The organism is Caballeronia udeis (assembly GCF_044909315.1).
GTDB classification, from domain to species: domain Bacteria; phylum Pseudomonadota; class Gammaproteobacteria; order Burkholderiales; family Burkholderiaceae; genus Caballeronia; species Caballeronia udeis_A.
In genome coordinates, this window is sequence record NZ_JBIYEB010000034.1 from 47,940 (window position 1) to 67,357 (window position 19,418).

Sequence of the window (19,418 nt, forward strand, 5' to 3'; positions counted from 1 at the left end):
ATTTGCTTATGCGACACCGATGCAACGGACGTTTCAGCGGACGACGCATGACTCCCCGGATAAGTATTGTTATAGCCTGTATACAGGCGTTGAACGAGACTACCCTGACTAATCTGCGAAGGCAAAAGAAACGCCGGGTCGTCAGCTGATCGGCATGACATAACGCAGCGCGATGATATGAATGCCGCCCATTGTGTCGTCTTCGCGCCCGGCCAGCCGCCATCCGCGAGACTCGTAGAAACCGATGGCCGCAACGTTCGGCTCGAGCACAAACAAATGCATGCTGGCCGCACCTCGATCGCGCGCCCATTGCGCGGCGATGCTGAGCATTGCCGTGCCCAAGCCGCTGCCTTTCGCACCAGGCAGCGCGTGCAGATTGTCGACCAACACGCTGCCGTTTTCATCCGGGGCGACGAGGCAGACAAAACCGATCGGCCGATCATCCTGTATGGCGATAAAGACTTCGCCCGCGCCCGCTGCCAGTTCGTCAAATCGCGTATGCCAATGCGTTTCGCGTTCCGCCGACATCTCGCGATCGAGAAAATCGTCCGGCAGGATTCCGCGATACGCCGACGCCCAACTTTGGGCGTGCATGGCCGCGATGAGTTGAGCGTCGGCAGACGTCGCTGGCCGCAGCGTAAAGGGCCATGACGGATTATGAAATGTAGGCTGATAGATAGACATATGTAATGAAATTTTAAGGTGCTTTTACACGCACATACGCGATGTTCCGAGTAGGCGGATTTCACTTTCCCGCTGTAACATTGGCTTCGTGCATGGTTTTAGCGCAGTCATGGTTAACCCTGGTACACGGTTATCCCACGCGCTTTCGCATCATCTTGAGCATTTTTCGCCGGTTTGAGCACGGCGAAGCTTACACAGGCATCCGGTGCAGTGCTATCGGGCCGTCGTCAACATCGGGTCGATCCGCGGCGCATCAGCCACCGGAATCCGGCCACCGTTTTTAGAGATAGTCATGTCCAGCCCGTCACATGCAACGCCCGCGAACGAGTCGAAGGCGAAGTCCGTGTTCCGCGTTGTCAGCGGCAATTTCCTCGAAATGTACGACTTCATGGTCTATGGCTATTACGCCTCGGCCATTGCCAAGACCTACTTCCCGAGCGGTAACGAATTTGCATCGCTGATGCTGGCGCTGTCCGTGTTCGGCGCCGGTTTCCTGATGCGGCCGATCGGTGCAATCGTGCTTGGTGCATACATCGATCATCACGGAAGGCGCAAGGGCCTGATCCTCACGCTGACCATGATGGCTATCGGCACCTTGCTGGTTGCGGTGATTCCGGGCTACGCGACTATCGGTGTGTTGGCTCCGATCATCGTGTTGCTCGGGCGTCTGCTGCAAGGCTTCTCGGCCGGGGTGGAACTCGGCGGCGTCTCGGTGTATCTCTCCGAAATCGCGACCAAGGGCAACAAGGGCTTCTACTGTTCGTGGCAATCCGGCAGCCAGCAAGTGGCCGTGGTGTTCGCTGCGCTGATCGGCGTGGGCATGAGCCGCATCCTGCCGCCTGACCAGATGACGTCGTGGGGATGGCGCGTGCCGTTCATCATCGGCTGCCTGATCGTGCCGTTCCTGTTCATCATTCGCCGTTCGCTGCAGGAAACTGAGGAGTTCCTTGCCCGCAAACACCGTCCGGAGATGGGCGAGATCATGAAGTCGATGATCTCGAACTGGGGCGTCGTGCTTGCCGGCATGGGCATGGTCATCATGACCACCGTGTCGTTCTACATGATCACGGCCTACACGCCGACCTTCGGTAAAGAAGTGCTGAAGCTTTCCTCCATTGATGCGCTGGTGGTGACGGTGTTCATCGGCTTGTCCAATCTTGTATGGCTGCCGCTTTCCGGCGCGATTTCCGACCGCGTCGGACGCCGTCCGGTACTGCTGTTCTTCACGGTCCTGACCATCCTCACGTCGTATCCGGCCGTGCAGTGGCTGGTTGCCGATCCGTCGTTCCTGCGCTTGCTCGGCGTGGAACTGTGGCTCTCGTTCCTGTACGGCAGCTACAACGGCGCAATGGTTGTCGCGCTCACCGAAGTCATGCCGGTCGAAGTACGGACGACAGGCTTTTCGCTGGCGTATAGCCTGGCGACGACGATCGGCGGCTTCACGCCGGCTATCTCCACGTACCTGATTCATGTGACCGGCAACAAGGCGGCGCCGGGTGCGTGGATGGCTGTTGCCGCGGTCTGCGGATTGATCGCAACGCTTGTGTTGTATCGATCCACGGAAGCGCGCAGCCAGTACAAGACCGCTTGATATTGCGGGCTTTGAAACTAAAAATCCCTCGCGAATGGCGAGGGATTTTTGCTTGTGCGCTCAATGTGTTTTGAAACTGCTCGCGCTTTACGAAGCACCTATTGCGCTCGCCACGCGCCCAATCACGTCGTCCCATGCACCGGGTTTCGGTTGCCGGAACAAGCGCGCTTTCGGATACCACGGGGTTGATGGGGTATCGATACCCCAGCGCCAGTCCGCGGCGAACGGCAACATCAACCATAACGGTTTTCCCAGCGCGCCGGTCAGGTGGGCGAGGGCGGTGTCGACGGACACCACGCCGTCCAGCCGATCCACGATCGCGGCGGTATCGGCGAAATTCTCAAGCTTGCCTTCGAGCCGCTGAATGAAGCGCGCGCGCGGATGGGTATCGAGCAACGCACGCTCTTCGTCTGTCAGCGCGGGCTGCAGCACAATCCAGTCGATGCCTTCCAGCCTGAACAACGGTTCAAGCACGCCAAGTGGCGCCGAGCGGGTTTCGCCCGGCTGAATGCGCCCGGACCATGCAATACCGAGCTTGCGTTTCGACTGACCGCCGAGCGAGCCGCGCCACTTCTTCCGGTATGCGGTCGGTACCACGAGATACGGCGTGCGTGCCGGCACCTCCTCGACATTCGACACACCGAGCGCCAGCGGCAAGCTTAGCAACGGCGAGAACGCGTCTGCATCGACGGGCGTGGTTGCATTAGCCCGGCTCCTCAGCAAGACGCCTGCCGTGTGCGCCGCCGGCTCCAGCAGCGCGACGAGTTCGGGCTGCACTTCCAGCACGATCTGTCCGACGAGCTTGGCCGCGAAGGGAATGAAACGGACGAACTGCAAGGTATCGCCAAAACCCTGTTCCGCGCGAATCCACAGCGTCCGGCGCGGCAGCGGTTCGCCCTTCCAGCTAGGCGTTGAAGAGGGCAGCCTGATGCTGCCCGGCGTGCGCAGGCGCCATTCGTAGGCGGCGAGGCCACGCGTGTAATCGCCCAGTGCCAGCAGCGTCAGCGCCCGGTTCAGATTTGCCGCGACAAGGCTGGGATCGAGGCGCAAAGCCTGGTCGAAGGCACGCAGCGCGGGTTTGTGTGCACCGAGCGCCAGATGCGCATTGCCGAGGCCAAGCCATGCAACGCCGTATTTCGGATCGAGCCCGACCGCGCGCTCGAATTGCGGCAATGCTGCCTCGTGCGAGCCGATAGCGGCAAGCGCATGACCCAGGCCGAAATGCGCCGGCGCGAATTGCGGTTGCATGCGCAGCACTTTCTGGAGCACCGGCACGGCTTCGTGCGGATGGCCGACGGCATCGAGGAGATTGCCCAGGTTGAAATGCGCTGCGACATAGTTCGGTTCGGCGGCAATCGCGGCGCGGAATTGCTCGATTGCACCGTGGGTGTCGCCAAGCGTATTGAGCGCCATGCCGAGATTGTTGTGAGCGCCCGCGTGGCCGGGACGGATCTGCAGCGCCCGGCGAAAAGCCTTCGCGCCTTCTTCATAGCGGCGCATGCCAAGCAGCGCATTGCCGAAGTTGTTCCAGATAGCCGCGTCCAGGGGCTGCAGGCGCAGCGCCTTTTCGAAGGCGTCGGCGGCGTCTTCGTGGCGGCCCGCCGCCGCGTACGCGTTGCCCAGGTTGTACTGCGCAAGCGAAAAATCGGGTTGCAGATGCAGCGCGTTGCGGAATCGCTCAATGGCGTCGTCGATCCGGCCCAGCGCTTTCAGCGCGTTGCCAAGGTTGAGCTGCAGACCGGCGTCGGCGGGGCGCAGGTCTACCGCGCGACGCACCAGTTCGGCTGCTTCCGCGTGCTGGCCCTGTTGATGGCGCAGCACGCCGAGCAGATGAAGTGCGTCGACGTGGGAGGGCTCAGCGGCAAGCGCGGCCTGATAGTCGCGTTCCGCTTCGGTGAGGCGGCCATCGCGATGCGCCGCGAAGCCACGCGCAAAAACTGTATCCATTGAGGAAAATCGAATGCAAACGCCGCATTTTTACACACGTTCGCCGCTGATCACGAATTTTGCGTTGACGCACCCGGATTCATTTCTGTAACATGTGAACACCTGTTCAAGTGTTGGTTGATCTATTTTGTCCTCTCCCTTTGTAGCAACGGATGAGCGGGTTGTTCCTCTCGCTGACCTGTTCCGCCTGCTGGGCGATCCCACGCGCTTGCGCATTGTGCTGACGTGCGTCGACCGGCGCTGCGCGGTGGGGGCAATTGCGGAATCGCTGGGATTGTCGGCGTCGCTGGTCAGCCATCACCTGCGTCTATTGCGGGCGGCGCGGATCGTACGTGCCGAGCGTGAAGGCAAGCAGGTTTTCTATCTCGCCGCGGATAACCACATCAGCGGCATGCTGGCCGAATTGCTCGAGCACGTCGCCGAGCCGCAGGCCGACTTCCGACCGGATAACGAATAAATGGAACCTCAATCGAAGCACCCGCACGAGCACGCGGAGGGTCATGAGCACGACCATGACCACGACCACGCTCATGACCATGATGACCACGGCCACAAGCATGAGCCGAGTCACGCGCATAACCACGGCGCTGGCGGACACCATCACCATCACGCGCCGCAGACAGGACAGGGCCGTGTGTTCGCGATCGCGGTCGGGCTGAACATGCTGATCGTGGTGGTGCAAGCCGTCTACGGTTTCCTCGCTCATTCCACCGCGCTGCTTGCTGACGCGGGCCACAATCTCTCCGATGTCCTCGGCCTGCTGCTTGCCTGGGGCGCGGTCTGGCTCGGCACGCGCAAACCATCGGAGCGATACACCTTCGGACTAGGCAGCTCGTCAATCCTTGCATCGCTCGCCAACGCCGCGCTGCTGCTGTTCGCGTGCGGCGCGATCGTGCTCGAAGCCGTGCAGCGCCTGCTGAATCCCGCGCCTGTCGCGGGCCTGGACGTGTTTATCGTCGCAACGCTCGGCATGATCGTGAACGGTTTCTCGGCATGGCTCTTCATGCGCGGCAGCAAGGAGGACCTGAACGTTCGCGGCGCTTTCCTGCACATGGCTGCCGACGCCGGTATCTCCGCGGCGGTTGCCATCAGCGGCCTCGTGATCCTGTTCACCGGCGCGAACTGGCTCGATCCGGTCATGAGCATCGTGGTGGTCGGCGTGATCGTGGTGGGCACGTGGGGCCTCGGCCGCGATGCCATGCGCCTCGCGATGGGCGCGGTTCCGCCGGGCGTGGATAAGCCAGGTATCGAACGGTATCTGGCGGGTGTGCAGGGCGTCACCGACGTCCACGATCTCCACGTCTGGGCGCTGTCCACCACGGAGAACGCAATGACGGCGCATCTGGTGATGCCGGACGGCCATCCCGGCGATGTTTTCGTGGACAGCATCGTGGCGACCCTGCGCCGCGATCACGCGATGAATCACGCCACGCTGCAGGTCGAGCGGGGCACGACGGAGCATCGTTGCGCGCTGCACGAACGTTCGCCGACGCAGCCTCGGGCCCATACGCATTGAGTGAGTGATTGAGCGAGCGGTCGTTCGGACGAGGCGACCGGCGTACACTTGGCGGTGTGCAGTTTGAGGGAGACGCGCATGCTCGCGCAGACGCCGAATCGACACAAAGTCCTCGACGTGCCGCCGGTTCTGATCGCCGGCGCCGGCCCGACGGGCCTCGCCGCCGCGATGAGTTTGTCCCGTGCCGGCATTCCGGTGCGTCTCATCGACAAAGCGCCCGAACCTTCGCCGTGGTCGCGCGCCATCGGCATCCAGGCACGTACGCTTGAGCTCTTCGAGCAGCATCGGCTGGTTGAGCCGTTTCTCGAACTCGGGCATCGGGCGCGTGTCGCGAACCTCTATTCGAACGGTCAGCGCCTCGCGCGGCTCGACTTCGATCCCTTGCAAACGCGGTATCCGTATCTGCTGTTCCTCGATCAATCCGTCACCGAACGCCTGATGACGGAGCACCTTGCGTCGTTCGGCGTGCGCGTTGAACGAGGCGTGGAACTGACGCGTTTCCGGCAAGGGTCGGCGGGGCTGGAGGCGGCCCTGCGGCATCGGAACGGCGCTGAAGAATCCATTCGCCCGTCTTATCTGATCGGCGCGGATGGTGCGCACAGCACGGTGCGCCATGGTCTGGACATCGAGTTCATCGGCAAGACTTTCGAGCAAACTTTCCTGCTCGCCGATCTTCAGGTCGACACCGAATGGCCCGACGACGAATTCCATATCTTCGCGTCCAGCGAGGGAATTGCGACCTTGTTTCCGATGGGCGGTGGCCGCGCGCGCCTGATCGCGGACAAGCGCGCGACGGCGACGTCCGGCGCGACTGCGAATGACGCCGCGAAAAGTCCGGAAGAAATCACGGCGCCTACGCTCGACGATTGCCGCGCGATTATCGAGCGTCGCATTCATCATCGTGTGACGGCGACGAGCCTCCAGTGGTCGTCATGTTTTCATCTGAATAACCGGATGGCCGACCGGTTGCGTTCGGGCCGCATTTTTCTCGCCGGCGATGCCGCGCATGTCCATAGTCCGGCCGGCGCGCAGGGCATGAACACGGGCATTCAGGAGGCGTTCAACCTCGGCTGGAAGATTGCGCGGATGCTGGCCGGGGTCGCGCCCGACCGTTTGCTGGATACGTACCACGACGAGCGTCATCCGATCGAGCGCGAAGTGCTGCGGCAATCCAGTTTCATGACGCAAATGGCCGCGGCGGAGCATGGGCCGATGAAGCTGATCCGCGATCACGTGATGCCTGCGTTATCGGCGATCGGCCCGTTGCGCGATGCCGCGCGGCGCACGGTCAGCGAGTTGTCGATCCAATACCGGCGCAGTCCGCTTACGCTGGATCGCTCGCTCGACGGCGGTCCGCGAGCGGGCGACCGTGCGCCGGACGCGTGGGTGCATGTATTGGATGGTCCGCTCGGACGGGCGCCGGGCGTGGGCTGTCTGTTCGATCTCCACGATCCGGCGTGTTTCTCCTTGTTCCTGCTGGTGAGCCCGTCGCCGGAAGACGATATTGCGCTGGCGCCCGCGACGCTCACCATCGCGCATGCTGTACGCGACAAGGATCTGGACGAGCTCGCGGTGTTGGTGGAAGAAGTGTTGCCGAATACCGTGCGCGTGTGGCGTATCACCGATAACGACAGCGACAGCGCACGCTCGCTCACCGACGCGTACGGGCGCACGCGGCCGTGCTTTTATCTCGTGCGCCCGGATGGATATGTTGCCGCGAGAGGGCGTGCGCCGTCGGATACGCAGGCGCTGCTGCGGCATTGCGAAACGTGGTTTGGTTCGACGCAGCCGCGAGGGGAGGATTAGCGTGGTTTCGGCAGCGGGAGAGGGGCCACCGTGTTCAAGCTTTCGGCCCACTTCAGTACCTCGGCGTGCGGAACGCGAAACCCAGCGCGCAAGCTCGCCAGTGCCTCGCGTGTCAAGCGGTCATGCACATTGTCATCTTCCATCAATTGTTGCAAATGCTTCGTCATCCCGCGTCGGCCTCCGCTGGCGTCTTCCGAATCATAAGAGCCAGCAAATCGCTTGATTCTATCTCGTTCAACTCGCCAGATTTTCCGCCGCCGGCGTCAACGCCACCCGATGTTTCGTCAGCGCTTCCAGCACGATCGGTTCAAGCTCGGAAGCAATGCACGGATCATCCAGCCCGTTAAGCAGCGCAATCCGCATCCGCGGCGCCCAGAAGCGGTGAATGTGATCGGCGACGCCATCCACCGCTTCTGCACGATCCGGCATCGAATCGAAGAATTGGCCGATCTGGTTCGCCATTTCGACCAGGCTGTTCACATCCATGACTATTTCCCTGACGACGTAACCGTCGCTTCTGTCGAATCACGCAACTGGAGAAATTCCAGCTGCTGCGTATTGAAGCGCGAATAGTCCTTCTGCCATTGCGACGGCTGTTCCACCGGCATGACCTGCACGGCCGTCACTTTGTACTCGGGACAATTCGTGGCCCAATCGGAGGAGTCGGTCGTGATCACGTTCGCGCCGGATTCAGGGAAGTGGAACGTCGTGTACACCACGCCCGGCTGCATCCGCTCAGTGATCTTCGCGCGCAGCACGGTCTGCCCGGCACGCGATTCAATCCCGACCCAGTCGTCCGCCTTGATACCTCGCTCTTCAGCATCGTGCGGATGAATCTCCAGCCGGTCCTCTTCGTGCCAGCGTGAGTTCTCCGTACGCCGCGTCTGCGCGCCCACGTTGTACTGCGACAGGATGCGGCCCGTCGTCAGCAGCAGCGGATACTTGCGCGTGACCTTCTCCGGCGTCGCGATGAACTTCGTGATGACGAAGCGGCCCTTGCCGCGCACGAATTCATCGATATGCATGGTCGGCGTGCCGTCCGGCGCTTGCGCATTGCACGGCCACTGGATGCTGCCGAGTTCATCGAGACGTTTGTACGACACGCCGGTGAACGTGGGCGTGAGGCGCGCGATCTCGTCCATGATCTGCGACGGATGCGTGTAGTTCATTTCATACCCGAGCGCGCCGGCGAGCTTGATCGTGACTTCCCAGTCGGCCAGCCCGGGCAGCGGCGGCATGACCTTGCGCACGCGCGAGATACGGCGTTCAGCGTTGGTGAACGTGCCATCCTTTTCGAGGAACGACGAGCCCGGCAGGAATACGTGCGCGTACTTGGCGGTCTCGTTCAGGAAGATGTCCTGCACGACGATGCATTCCATCGACGACAAAGCCTTCGCCACGTGCTGCGTATTCGGATCGGATTGAACGATGTCCTCGCCCTGGCAGTAAAGGCCAAGGAAGCTGCCGTGAACGGCGGCATCGAACATGTTCGGGATACGCAGGCCCGGCTCCGATTGCAGCTTGACGCTCCATGCGTCTTCGAACAACGCGCGCACTGCCGCGTCGCTGATATGACGATAACCCGGCAGCTCATGCGGGAACGAACCCATGTCGCACGAACCCTGCACGTTGTTCTGGCCACGCAGCGGATTCACGCCCACGCCTTCACGGCCGACGTTGCCCGTTGCCATCGCAAGGTTCGCGATCCCCATGACCATCGTCGAGCCTTGCGCGTGCTCCGTCACACCCAGGCCGTAGTAGATCGCGCCGTTGCCGGCGTTGGCATAAATGCGCGCGGCTTCGCGCACCGATTGCGCCGGCACGCCGGTAACGGCTTCCATGGCTTCGGGCGAATTTTCTTCGAGGGCGATGAAGTCGCGCCATTGCTGGAACGCACGCGGTTCGCAGCGCTCGGCGACGAAATCTTCCTTCACCAGGCCTTCGGTCACGACCACGTGCGCGAGTGCGTTGACCATGGCGACGTTCGTGCCGGGCCGCAACGCCAGGTGATGGGACGCCTTCACGTGCGGGTTATTCACGATATCGATCCGGCGCGGGTCGACCACGATCAGTTGCGCGCCTTCACGCACACGCCGCTTCAGCCGCGATGCAAACACCGGGTGGCCATCGGTCGGATTCGCGCCGATCACGACAATCACATCAGCTTTTTCGACGGACGCGAAGGTCTGCGTCCCGGCCGATTCACCCAGCGTGGTCTTCAGGCCATAACCGGTCGGCGAGTGACAAACACGGGCACAGGTATCGACATTGTTGTTGCCGAACGCCGCGCGCACGAGCTTCTGCACGAGGTAGGTTTCCTCGTTCGTGCATCTCGACGATGTAATCCCGCCAATCGAATCCACGCCATGCTTGTCCTGGATGCGACGGAATTCGCTGGCCGCGTACGAGAGCGCTTCGTCCCAGCTTACTTCGCGCCACGGGTCGGTGATCTTTGCGCGGATCATCGGCTTGGTGATGCGGTCCTTGTGTGTGGCGTAACCCCATGCAAAGCGGCCCTTGACGCACGCGTGACCGTCGTTTGCCTGGCCGTTCTTGTTCGGCACCATGCGCACGACTTCGCTGCCCTTCATCTCGGCTTTCAGCGAACAGCCAACGCCGCAATACGCGCACGTTGTCACGACCGAATGCTCGGGCTGGCCGAGCATGATCACGGTTTTTTCCTGCAGCGTCGCGGTCGGGCAAGCCGCCACGCACGCACCGCACGACACGCATTCGGATTCCATGAACGGCTGGTTTTCACTCGCGGCCACGCGCGATTCGAAACCCCGTCCCGCGATAGTCAGCGCGAACGTACCCTGCGTTTCCTCGCACGCGCGCACGCATCGATTGCAGACGATGCACTTCGATGCGTCGTACGTGAAATACGGATTCGATTCGTCCTTCTTGTCCTTTAGGTGATTCGCACCTTCGTAGCCGTAGCGGACTTCGCGCAAGCCCACCACGCCCGCCATGTCCTGCAACTCGCAGTCGCCGTTGGCGGGGCAGGTGAGGCAGTCGAGCGGATGATCGGAGATATACAACTCCATCACGTTCTTGCGCAGCGACTGCAGCTTGTTGGTCTGCGTGCGCACTTTCATGCCCGCTTCCACGGGCGTGGTGCACGACGCCGGATACCCGCGCTTGCCTTCAATTTCAACCAGGCACAGACGGCACGAACCGAACGGCTCAAGCGAATCCGTCGCGCAGAGTTTCGGGACGTTGACGCCGGCTTCGATCGCCGCGCGCATCACCGACGTCCCGGCCGGCACCGTGACGGACGTACCGTCGATGTCGAGCGTCACGTCGATATCCGCATGACGCAGCGGCGTGCCGTAGTCGGTATCGTCGAAGGGGTCGCGCAGTTTCGTCTTGCACGCGCAATTGCCAGAACCGCAGGATGAGTTGGACATGCTAAAGCTCCTTCTTTTAAGCCGCTTTCTGCGACGGCTTTTGGGAGAGACCGAAGTCTTCAGGGAAATGGTCGAGTGCCGAGAGCACCGGATACGGCGTCATGCCGCCCATTGCGCAGAGCGAGCCGGACACCATGGTGTCGCAGAGATCGCGCAGCAAGGTGACCTGTTTCGGCGAGGTGTCTCCTGCACGGATCTTCGCGATGACTTCAACACCGCGCGTTGAACCGATTCGGCAAGGCGTGCATTTGCCGCACGATTCGACGGCGCAAAAGTGCATGGCGTACTGGGCGAGATCGGCGAGATTCGACGTATCGTCATGAATCACGATACCGCCGTGTCCGACCACCGCGCCGACCGCCGCATAAGCTTCGTAGTCCATGGGAATATCCCACTGGCTTTCCGGAAGATACGTGCCGAGCGGACCACCGACTTGCGCGGCGCGCGCCGGCCGGCCGCTTGCCGTACCGCCGCCGTATTCATAGATCAGCTCCCGCAAGGTCACGCCGAACGCCAGCTCCACCAGGCCGCCTTGCTTCACATTGCCGGCAATCTGGAACGGCAGCGTACCGCGTGAGCGGCCCATGCCGAAGTCGCGATAGAACGCCGCGCCCTTGGCGAAAATGATGGGTACGGTCGCCAGGGTGATGACGTTATTGATCACCGTCGGCTGGCCGAACAAGCCGACGAGCGCAGGCACCGGCGGCTTCGCGCGGACCACACCGCGCTTGCCTTCCAGCGATTCCAGCAACGCGGTTTCTTCGCCGCAGACGTACGAACCGGCGCCCTTGGCCACTTCCAGTTCGAAGACCTTGCCGCTGCCAAGCACATTGGCGCCGAGCCAACCGGCGTCGCGGGCTTTATCGATAGCGCGGTTCAGCGTCGCGATTGCATGCGGATATTCGCTGCGCACATAGACGTATCCCTTAGTCGCCCCGGTCACGATCCCCGCGATGATCATCCCTTCGATCAACATGTACGGATCGCTTTCCATGACCAGCCGGTCCGAGAACGTGCCGGAATCGCCTTCGTCGGCGTTGCAGACGATGTATTTCTGCGGCGCCAACGCGGCCCGCACCGTGCGCCATTTGATACCGGCCGGGAACGCTGCGCCGCCGCGTCCGCGCAGGCCTGACTCGAGCAACGCCTCGCAGGCGGCGTCGCCGTCGGTTTCGAGCGCCTTGCGCAAACCTTCGAGGCCGCCGTGCTTCACGTAGTCATCGGTGGAAAGCGGGTCCGTGATGCCGATACGCGCGAACGTCAGGCGTTGCTGTCTGGCGAGCCATGGCAAGGTGTCGACTATGCCAAGACGCTTTTCATGCGCGCCGCCGTGTATCACGTCCGCATCGAAGAGCGCGCCGACATCGTCTTCATCGACATTCGAATAGCCGATACGGCCGTCCGCCGTCTCCACTTCAATCAGCGGTTCGAGCCACAGCATGCCGCGCGAGCCGTTCCGCACGACTTCGACTTCACAGCCGCGTTTTTGGGCTTCAGCCGCAACGGCCAGGGCGACGCGATCAGCTCCGAGCGCGAGTGCCGACGAATCGCAAGGGACGTAGATGCGCGTCATACGAGGGCCTCCGCGGTCGACTGGACGCGCGCCGCCTCGTACAGCCGCTCGAACTTCTGCGGCGTGACGCGGGCGTACAGCTCGCCGTTGATGGTCATCGCTGGTGACAGCGCGCATTGCCCGAGGCAATACACGGTCTCGAGCTCGGTATCGAGGTGATGACCGGAATCGAACTTGCACCCGGTATGCCCTTCGATATGCGCCGCCAGCGCCTCTGTCCCCATGCTCCGGCAAGCCTCGGCGCGGCACAACTGCACCGTCACGCGCGCAGGCGGCTCCGAGCGGAAATGGTGGTAATACGTGATCACGCCGTGCACTTCCGCGCGCGACAGCGACATGGCCTGAGCGAGCGGAGCGATGACATCGGCGGGAATGTAGCCGGCTTCGTCCTGGATGGCGTGCAACACGGCGAGCAACGACGCACCTTTTTTCAGATGGCGCGCAACGCGCTCATCGGGCGTGACGGCCGGCTGGTTCTGGTGCTGCTGAGGCATTTGGGTCATGTGGGGAGTCTCCATGGCTCGGTATATGTTTTATTGCTGCATATATCGGTCTTATAATCTGTTGCACCGAGCCCGTGATATGCAAGATACGAGGCTAACCGGTCGATGGCAATAGGAACTGAAGGTACATATGATCGATGTCGAATGCCGTACCGAACTCGTCCTGCGCGACGCGGCAGGCCGCGAAGCCAGTCTCAGCGCGGCCGTGCCGCTTTTGTTGCTGGTTTCCCAGACCGGCAGCATTGCGCAGGCCGCGTCGGCTAAGGGTTTGTCCTATCGGCACGCGTGGGGTCTTTTGCGCGACATAGAGACGCGGCTGGGCGGCGCGCTGATTACGAAGTCACGGGGGCGCGGGTCGGTGCTGTCGGACTTGGGCGAGGCCGTGCTGCGGGCGCAGCGGTTGTCCAACGAGCGGCTCGACGGGCCTCTTCAGGCGTTGGCGAGCGAAGTGGCCGGCGAGTTGAACCGGCGGCTGTCGCGCCCGGTGAGCGAGATCCGGATTCACGCGTCGCACGGGTATGCGGTCGCGGCGCTGGTGGGTGCGCTGGCCGCGAAGCACCTCCCCGCCGACATCAAATACCGCGAGAGCGCCGAAGCCGTGAGCGCGCTCGCGCGCGGTGAGTGCGAGCTGGCCGGTTTCCATTTGCCGATCGGCGAATTCCGCGCGAGTTGCGCCGAGATATACCGCCCTTGGCTGGACGCGGGGCGGCATCGGCTGATTCACCTGACGCGGCGCACGCAGGGCTTGTTTCTGCCGAAGGGCAATCCCAAAGGCATACGCGGTCTGCACGATCTCGCCCGCGACGACATCCGCTTCGTCAACCGTCAGCCCGGCTCGGGCACGCGCATGCTGCTGGATCTGGCGCTGCGCAAGATTGGCGTGGACCCCGCAACAATCAACGGCTACGCCACGGCGGAACTGACCCATTCGGCCATCGCCGCGTTCGTCGCGAGCGGCATGGCTGATCTTGGTTTCGGTGTGCAGCCAGCCGCGCAGCAGTTTGCGCTGGACTTTATCCCGGTGATCGACGAGGACTATCTGTTCGCGTGCGACCGCGACAAGCTCAACGACGCGGGGCTGGGCGGCGTGCTGGAGGTGCTGCGCAGCGACGCGTTCCGTAACAGCGTGTCGCATCTTGAGGGGTATGACCCGATTTTTTGCGGGCAACTGGTGGAGCTCGAGGCGGCGCTCAGCGGGGCAACTGGAAACGCGTGGTAACCATTTGGACCGCGCCTGTCCGGCCGATCTGAAGCCTTACGTTTAGAATTACGTTAACCTGATGGTTAGCGGGGAATGCCGGTGGTGTTGAGCGGAACGTTTTGTCGCCATTCAGCCTCCCGCATATGCCGCTGATCAAACGTTTAACCGCGTCCGTTTTACTCACTGTTACTGCCGCCATGAAATTGCTTTTGAGCGTTACCGCGTTGATCGCGTTCGTTGTTAGCGCCGTTGCCTTTGTGCCCGTCGCTTTTGCCCAGAATTCCCCTGGCGTTCCGGGTGGCATCCTGCAGGACCAGTTTCGCCTGAAAGAGCACCCTCAGTTGCAGTTTGCTGCTTCAGCGCCGACGGACAAGTATCAGAACAGCGTGTCGGCAAAGCGCAAGCGCGGCGACCTGGGTGATCCGAACGGCTGTAACCTGCAGTGTCCGCCGGATCAATAAGCCGGCAGGTCTGCTGACAACGTAGTCCAGACTCGCGCACCGCGGCTTGCGTCGAAGCCGTCGGTTTGCCGTGTGTCATCGGCGCAAAATCGTCACATCAGTACAGCCTGAAATAGCCATCTGATAATAGGGCTTGTCTTTGTCTTAGTTCTACCAAACAGCGTTAACCCTGCCTTTCAGCCTCCGTTTTCTGCCATGCCGGCGTCTTTTAAACGACTTCCCCGGCTTAACGTTTGTTACCGCTCATTACCGACCGAATAATGCTACTTGATGGCGGCGTGCAGGGGATGCGCTCGGGTATCTTATTGGTGCGTGCATTGAGTGGAACTCGATGACAACGTATTCATAATTTCATTAAAAAGAATGAGCGAGCCGGTCGACGTCCACGCCAGAGAACGGTGGACGAGGGGATGCGGATAAGCACTTATCCGTAGGACGGCATGGCCGCAATGGGACATTCGGATCGCCGAGGGGAAGACAACAAATGAGAATTCTTCAGGTCATTCTTGCACCTCGATTGTCTGGTGCGGAAGTGCTTGCAAAGGGTGTGGCCATTGGGCACCAGCAGGGCGGTCACGATGTTTGCATCACTTCGCTGATGCCCGAGCACGACGATTTCCAGCACATCAGCGCCGAATTGCGCGCAAACAATGTCCTATGTTTTTTCCCGCAGCGCTCGCTTGGCAAAGTAGGGCGGCTGTTGTTCCTGCATCGTGCCATTCGCCGGTTCAAACCCGACATCATCTTTGCGCACGCCACCATTCCGGCCTTGTATGTGCGCGCGTTGCCCACGCGTGTGCCGATCGTCTGGGTCATGCATTCAGGCGCCAATGACTTCGCGAACAACGCGCTGCTATTTGCCGAGCGTTTGCTGTCGGGGCGAGCAAAAGCGGTGATCGGTGTCTCGCAGAAGAACATTGACGACTACGTGAAGGAAGTCGGTTCGCATCCCTCCATGATCGTGGTGCCGAACGGCGTCGATATCTCGCGTTTCGAGCAGGCGAGCGAACCGTTGCCATCGACCGGTTTCAGGCAGATCGTCCAGATTGGCCGGTATATCCCCGAGAAGAATCAACTGCAGACAGTGCAGGCGTTCGCACGGGTTGCCGCTGCCGAACCCGATGTGCGTTTGCTGCTGTGCGGCGTGATTGAAAACCTCGAGTACCACGCGGCCATCCTGAAACTGGTGGACGACCTGGCGTTGACGGATCGCGTGATGGTGGTCGGGCCGCAATCGAATGTCGCGGAGATTTTGCGTGGGTCGCACGCGTTCGCGATGCCGTCGAGTTTCGAAGCGCACAGCATCGGATTCCTGGAGGCGCTGGCGTCGGGAATTCCTGTGGTGGGCAATGCGATTCCCTCGTTTGCTTTCGCCAATGAGTTCCCGGGAGTCGAACTACTCGATACCAGCGACGCCGACGCTTATGGCCGCGCGTTGCTCAATGCGTTGTCGCAGCCTAGAGCCACGCGGCCGCTTAATGGCTTGACGTTGCAAAGCACGGCGGACCGTTACCTGGCAATTGCCTGCGATGTGCTCAATCCGCGGGTGGGGCTGAGTTGATTTAGTTGAATCGAATAGATTCGACGTGAAATGCGTCGCCGGATTTTCGGCGGCGCATTTTTGTTTTTGGGCATCCCTTGACGACCAGCATGATGTGTTCAGAGAACGGCTGAAATGCCAGCCCACAGGCGGGAACAAACACCGGGAGAGTAGTTGTCGATCATTGCCTGAATAGGTGCGTGATGCCCGTACGCTACCGTGGTCACGAGCAGGAGCCCCGCAGCAGCGGCAATTGGCCGGAACAGCTTCACTTTGGAACGAGCCAGGGGATGCACGAAAAGCGCAGGGACCACCGCTCCGAGCAGCCAGCCGGCAATGACTTCGGGAACGGTGTGGGCATAGTCGAAGACGCGGGCGAACGCCGTCAGCACTCCGATCAGTAGTCCTGCCATGGCACCCACCCACGCACTGCCGCCCGCACTTCGCCAGAGGAGGGCGATGGCGACCGTCCAAACGGCCGTCGACAAGGTCGTATGGCCGCTGATCACGCGAAACCCGATCGCGGAAATCTCGACTCCGCACCCGGCATACAGGATCTTGGTGATGCCGACTAACGCCATCCCGGCCGCTAAAAGCGTCACCCAGCGCGCGGCCAGTGTCTTATCGGAAAGCCTGAGCCAGATCGCGCATGTAAGGGCGACGGGTAGTGTCAACGCGGCATCGCCGACATTGCTGATTGCGGTCCACATGAATTCTGTCAGATCAAAAGAGAGCGCCGCAGTTTAGCGCATCGCAAGAGAAAGCTTGGCGCGCGTGCTGACGCTCGAGTCAGGCAATAAAAAACCCCGCGAAGCCTTGCGGCCCACGGGGTTTCAAATAATCCGGCACAAGTCCGGATGCGATATTGGTGGAGGCGGCGGAAACCGAATATATGGCTACGATCCTTTATAGCGAAGGATTGGTGCGTATCACGGTCTAGAGATACCCCCAAAGATACCCCTGGATTTAGATAGAGCCATTCTCGAAACCGGAGCGATATAGCGACTGCCTCCCTCTTTGCTACGCACCGTTGTTTGCGCGGCGTCTATCGTCATACAACAGTAACGAGACGTTACAAGCAAACGTTACCCAGGTCGTTTAGACACAACCAGTAGCAACTCATCCGTCAAAACACCCAATATTTTGTGTTTTTTTCATCGGACCATTGGAGTTTACGGTAATGTCGACCTGCAAAGAAAAGGCCGTACCTAGCAAAAGGTACAGCCTCGTTGCACAGCCAGCCGCGAACACTTCCCCAAGCGCAAAGCGGCTGTTTTTGAATCGTGTACGGGCGGGAGTATAGCTACCTAGGAGGTAGTGTCAAGTTTCGTCAGGCACATGTTGGAGCTACACCTATATGGCAACAAACCTCAAACCAGGTGAAATCGCGCCGCGGTCAGGCGAATACGAGATCAAAGGCCCTCGTGGCGGCGATACCGGCCAAGAGCGAACAGGCGTGAAAGGCAAACCCTTGCCGCCGACCCCGAAGGCGGGGCAGACCTACGAAATGCACCGTCCGGCACATAATGGGGCAGGGAAGGCGCCAAAAAAATAAATTTATAGGTTGAGATCGGTTTCGTGACCGAAGAAGGGCTCGTGTGGTTGTTCCTCGCGGCCCTTCGCCCAAATGAAAAAGCCCGCTGTTAGCGGGCTCTTACAAAGTTGCAGGGGTATCTAGGCAACCTTTTTTTCTTTGGGTCGATGATCGACGGGCGCATGACCCGCAGCTGCTTTTTCCGCTGCGCGCGCAGCACGATCAGCCTCTCGTTGCCGCTGATTTTTGATGTGTTCGCTTGCAGTCGCCTGCAATAACATCTTCTTTTCGCCTTCTGCAAAGCGATGCAACGCCTGCCGCATCAACGGCTGGTAGCCCAAGCCATGGATTTGAGCGATGTTCTTGAAGTCTTCGATCAGACTCTTTGACAGCCGAATGGAAATCATCTGCAAGTCCAGGCCGGCGTCGAGGTCTGCCAAGTCCGCGCCTTCGTCAACTGCAACAAATTCTTCTTCGCGACCCAGCAGACCCTCGTCCCATCCTTCGTCGCTACCTGGGATTTTATGGGCTTTGCTCATGTCGATACTCCTTATCTAGTTTGTTCCGAGGCCGTATTTACTGTAGATCCGCATCTCATCCTCATTGGGGTCATATGCCGTCCTTATTGCGACAACTGACCCACGGGCGATAAAAGCGATCTTCAATTTCCGGCCAAAATTGGTCTCCGCGATGAACCATCGCGTAGGAGGATCAGACTTGTGATCCTCCCGAGTATCCAACAGAAATTTTCCCTCTCTGTTCGCAAAGCACTGCAAGATCTCGTCCTGCTTCACGGGAGGTGTCTTTCCGGCAAGCTTCTGTTGGACGCTTGGCGAAATTTGTAGGTTTGGGGTTGGGGACGAGGCCACAACTTCTCCGCATCAACGTTAGATGCGCGATTGTATATACGGTTCTCATATGCGTCCATTGTATTTAGTTTCAATAAAAAGAACATAAAACTACAAAAGAGGCAAATATCAGAATAAAATTCTATCGGGTCAGTCTTATGACCCATTCCGTACAAGAGGTTTGTATATACAGAGTAGCGCGCCGATTGTCCGATGGGAAGCTTCTCCCCACAAGTTTAGGGTCTATCTGTGGGGAGACACGCAGAGCAGCGGTGCTAGTGAGATAACGGCCAAAATCACGAGGAACTTGAAATCGATAGGGACCTCTCCTCGTACTTGCCGCGAAAAGATGCCGTCCTTCTATCTATGTACCCTTGGTTGCTCGGCTGTACTCAATTCGTTCGGCAATCCAGCCGTGCACCTCCGACTCAATCCAGCGACTTGCATACCCCATCTTTATGGGCTGAGGAAAACGTCCCTCTTTTATAAGCGCGTACACGACGGTGCGACTGAGCGCGACCTTATGGCACACCTCGGGTAGGCGCATGAAGCGCAGCGATTCAGTTGTGTCGTTCATATTTGGCCCCTCGCCAGAATCCGCTATCCGGATGGCGGTGACAATTGTTTCGAATGTTCTCGTCATTTGATCGACTTGCCTTGCTTTCCTGCAGCATGGTCGAGGCGCTCTATCTCAGAGATGATGAGCGCGGCGGCCTGAGGCGTGAGGGTGCGATCAAACTTCACCACCGCCGTGCAGTCCACGACGCGAATTGCGCCTCTCAGTTTCTGCGGACGCGTTGTTAG

The 19,418-nt window shown here is 60.4% G+C and carries 17 protein-coding genes; 8 read left to right on the forward strand and 9 right to left on the reverse strand.

Annotation, left to right across the window (positions count from 1 at the left end):
* Positions 1 to 141: 141 nt before the first annotated feature.
* Positions 142 to 684 (reverse strand): GNAT family N-acetyltransferase, encoded by a 543-nt coding sequence (locus tag ABH944_RS37065; RefSeq protein WP_404614411.1) that lies wholly within the window; start codon positions 682 to 684, stop codon positions 142 to 144.
* A gap of 292 nt (positions 685 to 976) precedes the next feature.
* Between ABH944_RS37065 and tcuC the strand changes: the two genes are divergently transcribed.
* Positions 977 to 2,275: an MFS transporter gene (gene tcuC / locus ABH944_RS37070; protein WP_404659654.1), complete on the forward strand. Its 1,299-nt coding sequence runs from the start codon at positions 977 to 979 to the stop codon at positions 2,273 to 2,275.
* 87 nt (positions 2,276 to 2,362) lie between these two features.
* Here tcuC and ABH944_RS37075 read toward each other — a convergent pair whose 3' ends face one another.
* On the reverse strand, positions 2,363 to 4,222 hold the full coding sequence (locus ABH944_RS37075) for a tetratricopeptide repeat protein (protein ID WP_404614081.1): 1,860 nt from the start codon (positions 4,220 to 4,222) through the stop codon (positions 2,363 to 2,365).
* Positions 4,223 to 4,349: 127 nt separating this feature from the next.
* Here ABH944_RS37075 and ABH944_RS37080 point away from each other — a divergent pair, with 127 nt between their 5' ends.
* The 3 genes from ABH944_RS37080 (at position 4,350) to ABH944_RS37090 (ending at position 7,544) form a co-directional block, all read left to right on the forward strand.
* Entirely contained in the window at positions 4,350 to 4,679 is a 330-nt protein-coding gene (locus ABH944_RS37080; protein ID WP_062091205.1) for an ArsR/SmtB family transcription factor, read from the forward strand.
* Positions 4,680 to 5,738: a cation diffusion facilitator family transporter gene (locus ABH944_RS37085; protein WP_404614078.1), complete on the forward strand. Its 1,059-nt coding sequence runs from the start codon at positions 4,680 to 4,682 to the stop codon at positions 5,736 to 5,738.
* Between the two features lie 78 nt (positions 5,739 to 5,816).
* A complete protein-coding gene (locus ABH944_RS37090) occupies positions 5,817 to 7,544 on the forward strand; it encodes an FAD-dependent monooxygenase (protein ID WP_404614076.1) in 1,728 nt (575 codons plus the stop codon).
* 234 nt (positions 7,545 to 7,778) lie between these two features.
* On the opposite strand, the gene ABH944_RS37095 is transcribed toward ABH944_RS37090, so the two are convergent.
* Genes ABH944_RS37095 through ABH944_RS37110 form a run of 4 tightly spaced genes read right to left on the reverse strand, consistent with a single transcriptional unit; the run spans position 7,779 to position 13,021 of the window.
* Positions 7,779 to 8,030: a formate dehydrogenase subunit delta gene (locus tag ABH944_RS37095; protein ID WP_404614074.1), complete on the reverse strand. Its 252-nt coding sequence runs from the start codon at positions 8,028 to 8,030 to the stop codon at positions 7,779 to 7,781.
* A 2-nt stretch (positions 8,031 to 8,032) separates the two neighbouring features.
* Positions 8,033 to 10,954 (reverse strand): formate dehydrogenase subunit alpha, encoded by a 2,922-nt coding sequence (gene fdhF / locus ABH944_RS37100; protein WP_404614072.1) that lies wholly within the window; start codon positions 10,952 to 10,954, stop codon positions 8,033 to 8,035.
* A gap of 16 nt (positions 10,955 to 10,970) precedes the next feature.
* Positions 10,971 to 12,527, reverse strand: a complete 1,557-nt coding sequence (locus ABH944_RS37105; protein WP_404614070.1) for a formate dehydrogenase beta subunit — start codon at positions 12,525 to 12,527, stop codon at positions 10,971 to 10,973.
* Entirely contained in the window at positions 12,524 to 13,021 is a 498-nt protein-coding gene (locus ABH944_RS37110; protein WP_404614089.1) for an NAD(P)H-dependent oxidoreductase subunit E, read from the reverse strand. The genes ABH944_RS37105 and ABH944_RS37110 overlap by 4 nt, the downstream gene beginning before the upstream one ends.
* Before the next feature lie 139 nt (positions 13,022 to 13,160).
* On the opposite strand from ABH944_RS37110, the gene ABH944_RS37115 reads away from it, so the two are divergent.
* From ABH944_RS37115 to ABH944_RS37125, 3 genes are all read left to right on the forward strand, one after another.
* Positions 13,161 to 14,249 (forward strand): substrate-binding domain-containing protein, encoded by a 1,089-nt coding sequence (locus ABH944_RS37115; protein ID WP_404614068.1) that lies wholly within the window; start codon positions 13,161 to 13,163, stop codon positions 14,247 to 14,249.
* Between the two features lie 179 nt (positions 14,250 to 14,428).
* Positions 14,429 to 14,692 carry a hypothetical protein gene (locus tag ABH944_RS37120; protein ID WP_404614087.1) on the forward strand — a complete coding sequence of 88 codons (264 nt, stop codon included), beginning with the start codon at positions 14,429 to 14,431 and terminating at the stop codon, positions 14,690 to 14,692.
* A 484-nt stretch (positions 14,693 to 15,176) separates the two neighbouring features.
* Positions 15,177 to 16,253 carry a glycosyltransferase family 4 protein gene (locus ABH944_RS37125; protein WP_404614066.1) on the forward strand — a complete coding sequence of 359 codons (1,077 nt, stop codon included), beginning with the start codon at positions 15,177 to 15,179 and terminating at the stop codon, positions 16,251 to 16,253.
* 98 nt (positions 16,254 to 16,351) lie between these two features.
* Here the strand turns inward: ABH944_RS37125 and ABH944_RS37130 are convergent, their stop codons facing one another.
* On the reverse strand, positions 16,352 to 16,942 hold the full coding sequence (locus ABH944_RS37130; RefSeq protein ID WP_404614064.1) for a phosphatase PAP2 family protein: 591 nt from the start codon (positions 16,940 to 16,942) through the stop codon (positions 16,352 to 16,354).
* A gap of 647 nt (positions 16,943 to 17,589) precedes the next feature.
* Here ABH944_RS37130 and ABH944_RS37135 point away from each other — a divergent pair.
* A complete protein-coding gene (locus ABH944_RS37135) occupies positions 17,590 to 17,787 on the forward strand; it encodes a hypothetical protein (RefSeq protein ID WP_404614062.1) in 198 nt (65 codons plus the stop codon).
* A gap of 119 nt (positions 17,788 to 17,906) precedes the next feature.
* On the opposite strand, the gene ABH944_RS37140 is transcribed toward ABH944_RS37135, so the two are convergent.
* Both ABH944_RS37140 and ABH944_RS37145 read right to left on the reverse strand, forming a co-directional pair.
* On the reverse strand, positions 17,907 to 18,305 hold the full coding sequence (locus ABH944_RS37140; protein WP_404614061.1) for a hypothetical protein: 399 nt from the start codon (positions 18,303 to 18,305) through the stop codon (positions 17,907 to 17,909).
* Between the two features lie 673 nt (positions 18,306 to 18,978).
* Positions 18,979 to 19,191 (reverse strand): helix-turn-helix transcriptional regulator, encoded by a 213-nt coding sequence (locus ABH944_RS37145; RefSeq protein WP_404614059.1) that lies wholly within the window; start codon positions 19,189 to 19,191, stop codon positions 18,979 to 18,981.
* Between the last annotated feature and the right edge of the window lie 227 nt (positions 19,192 to 19,418).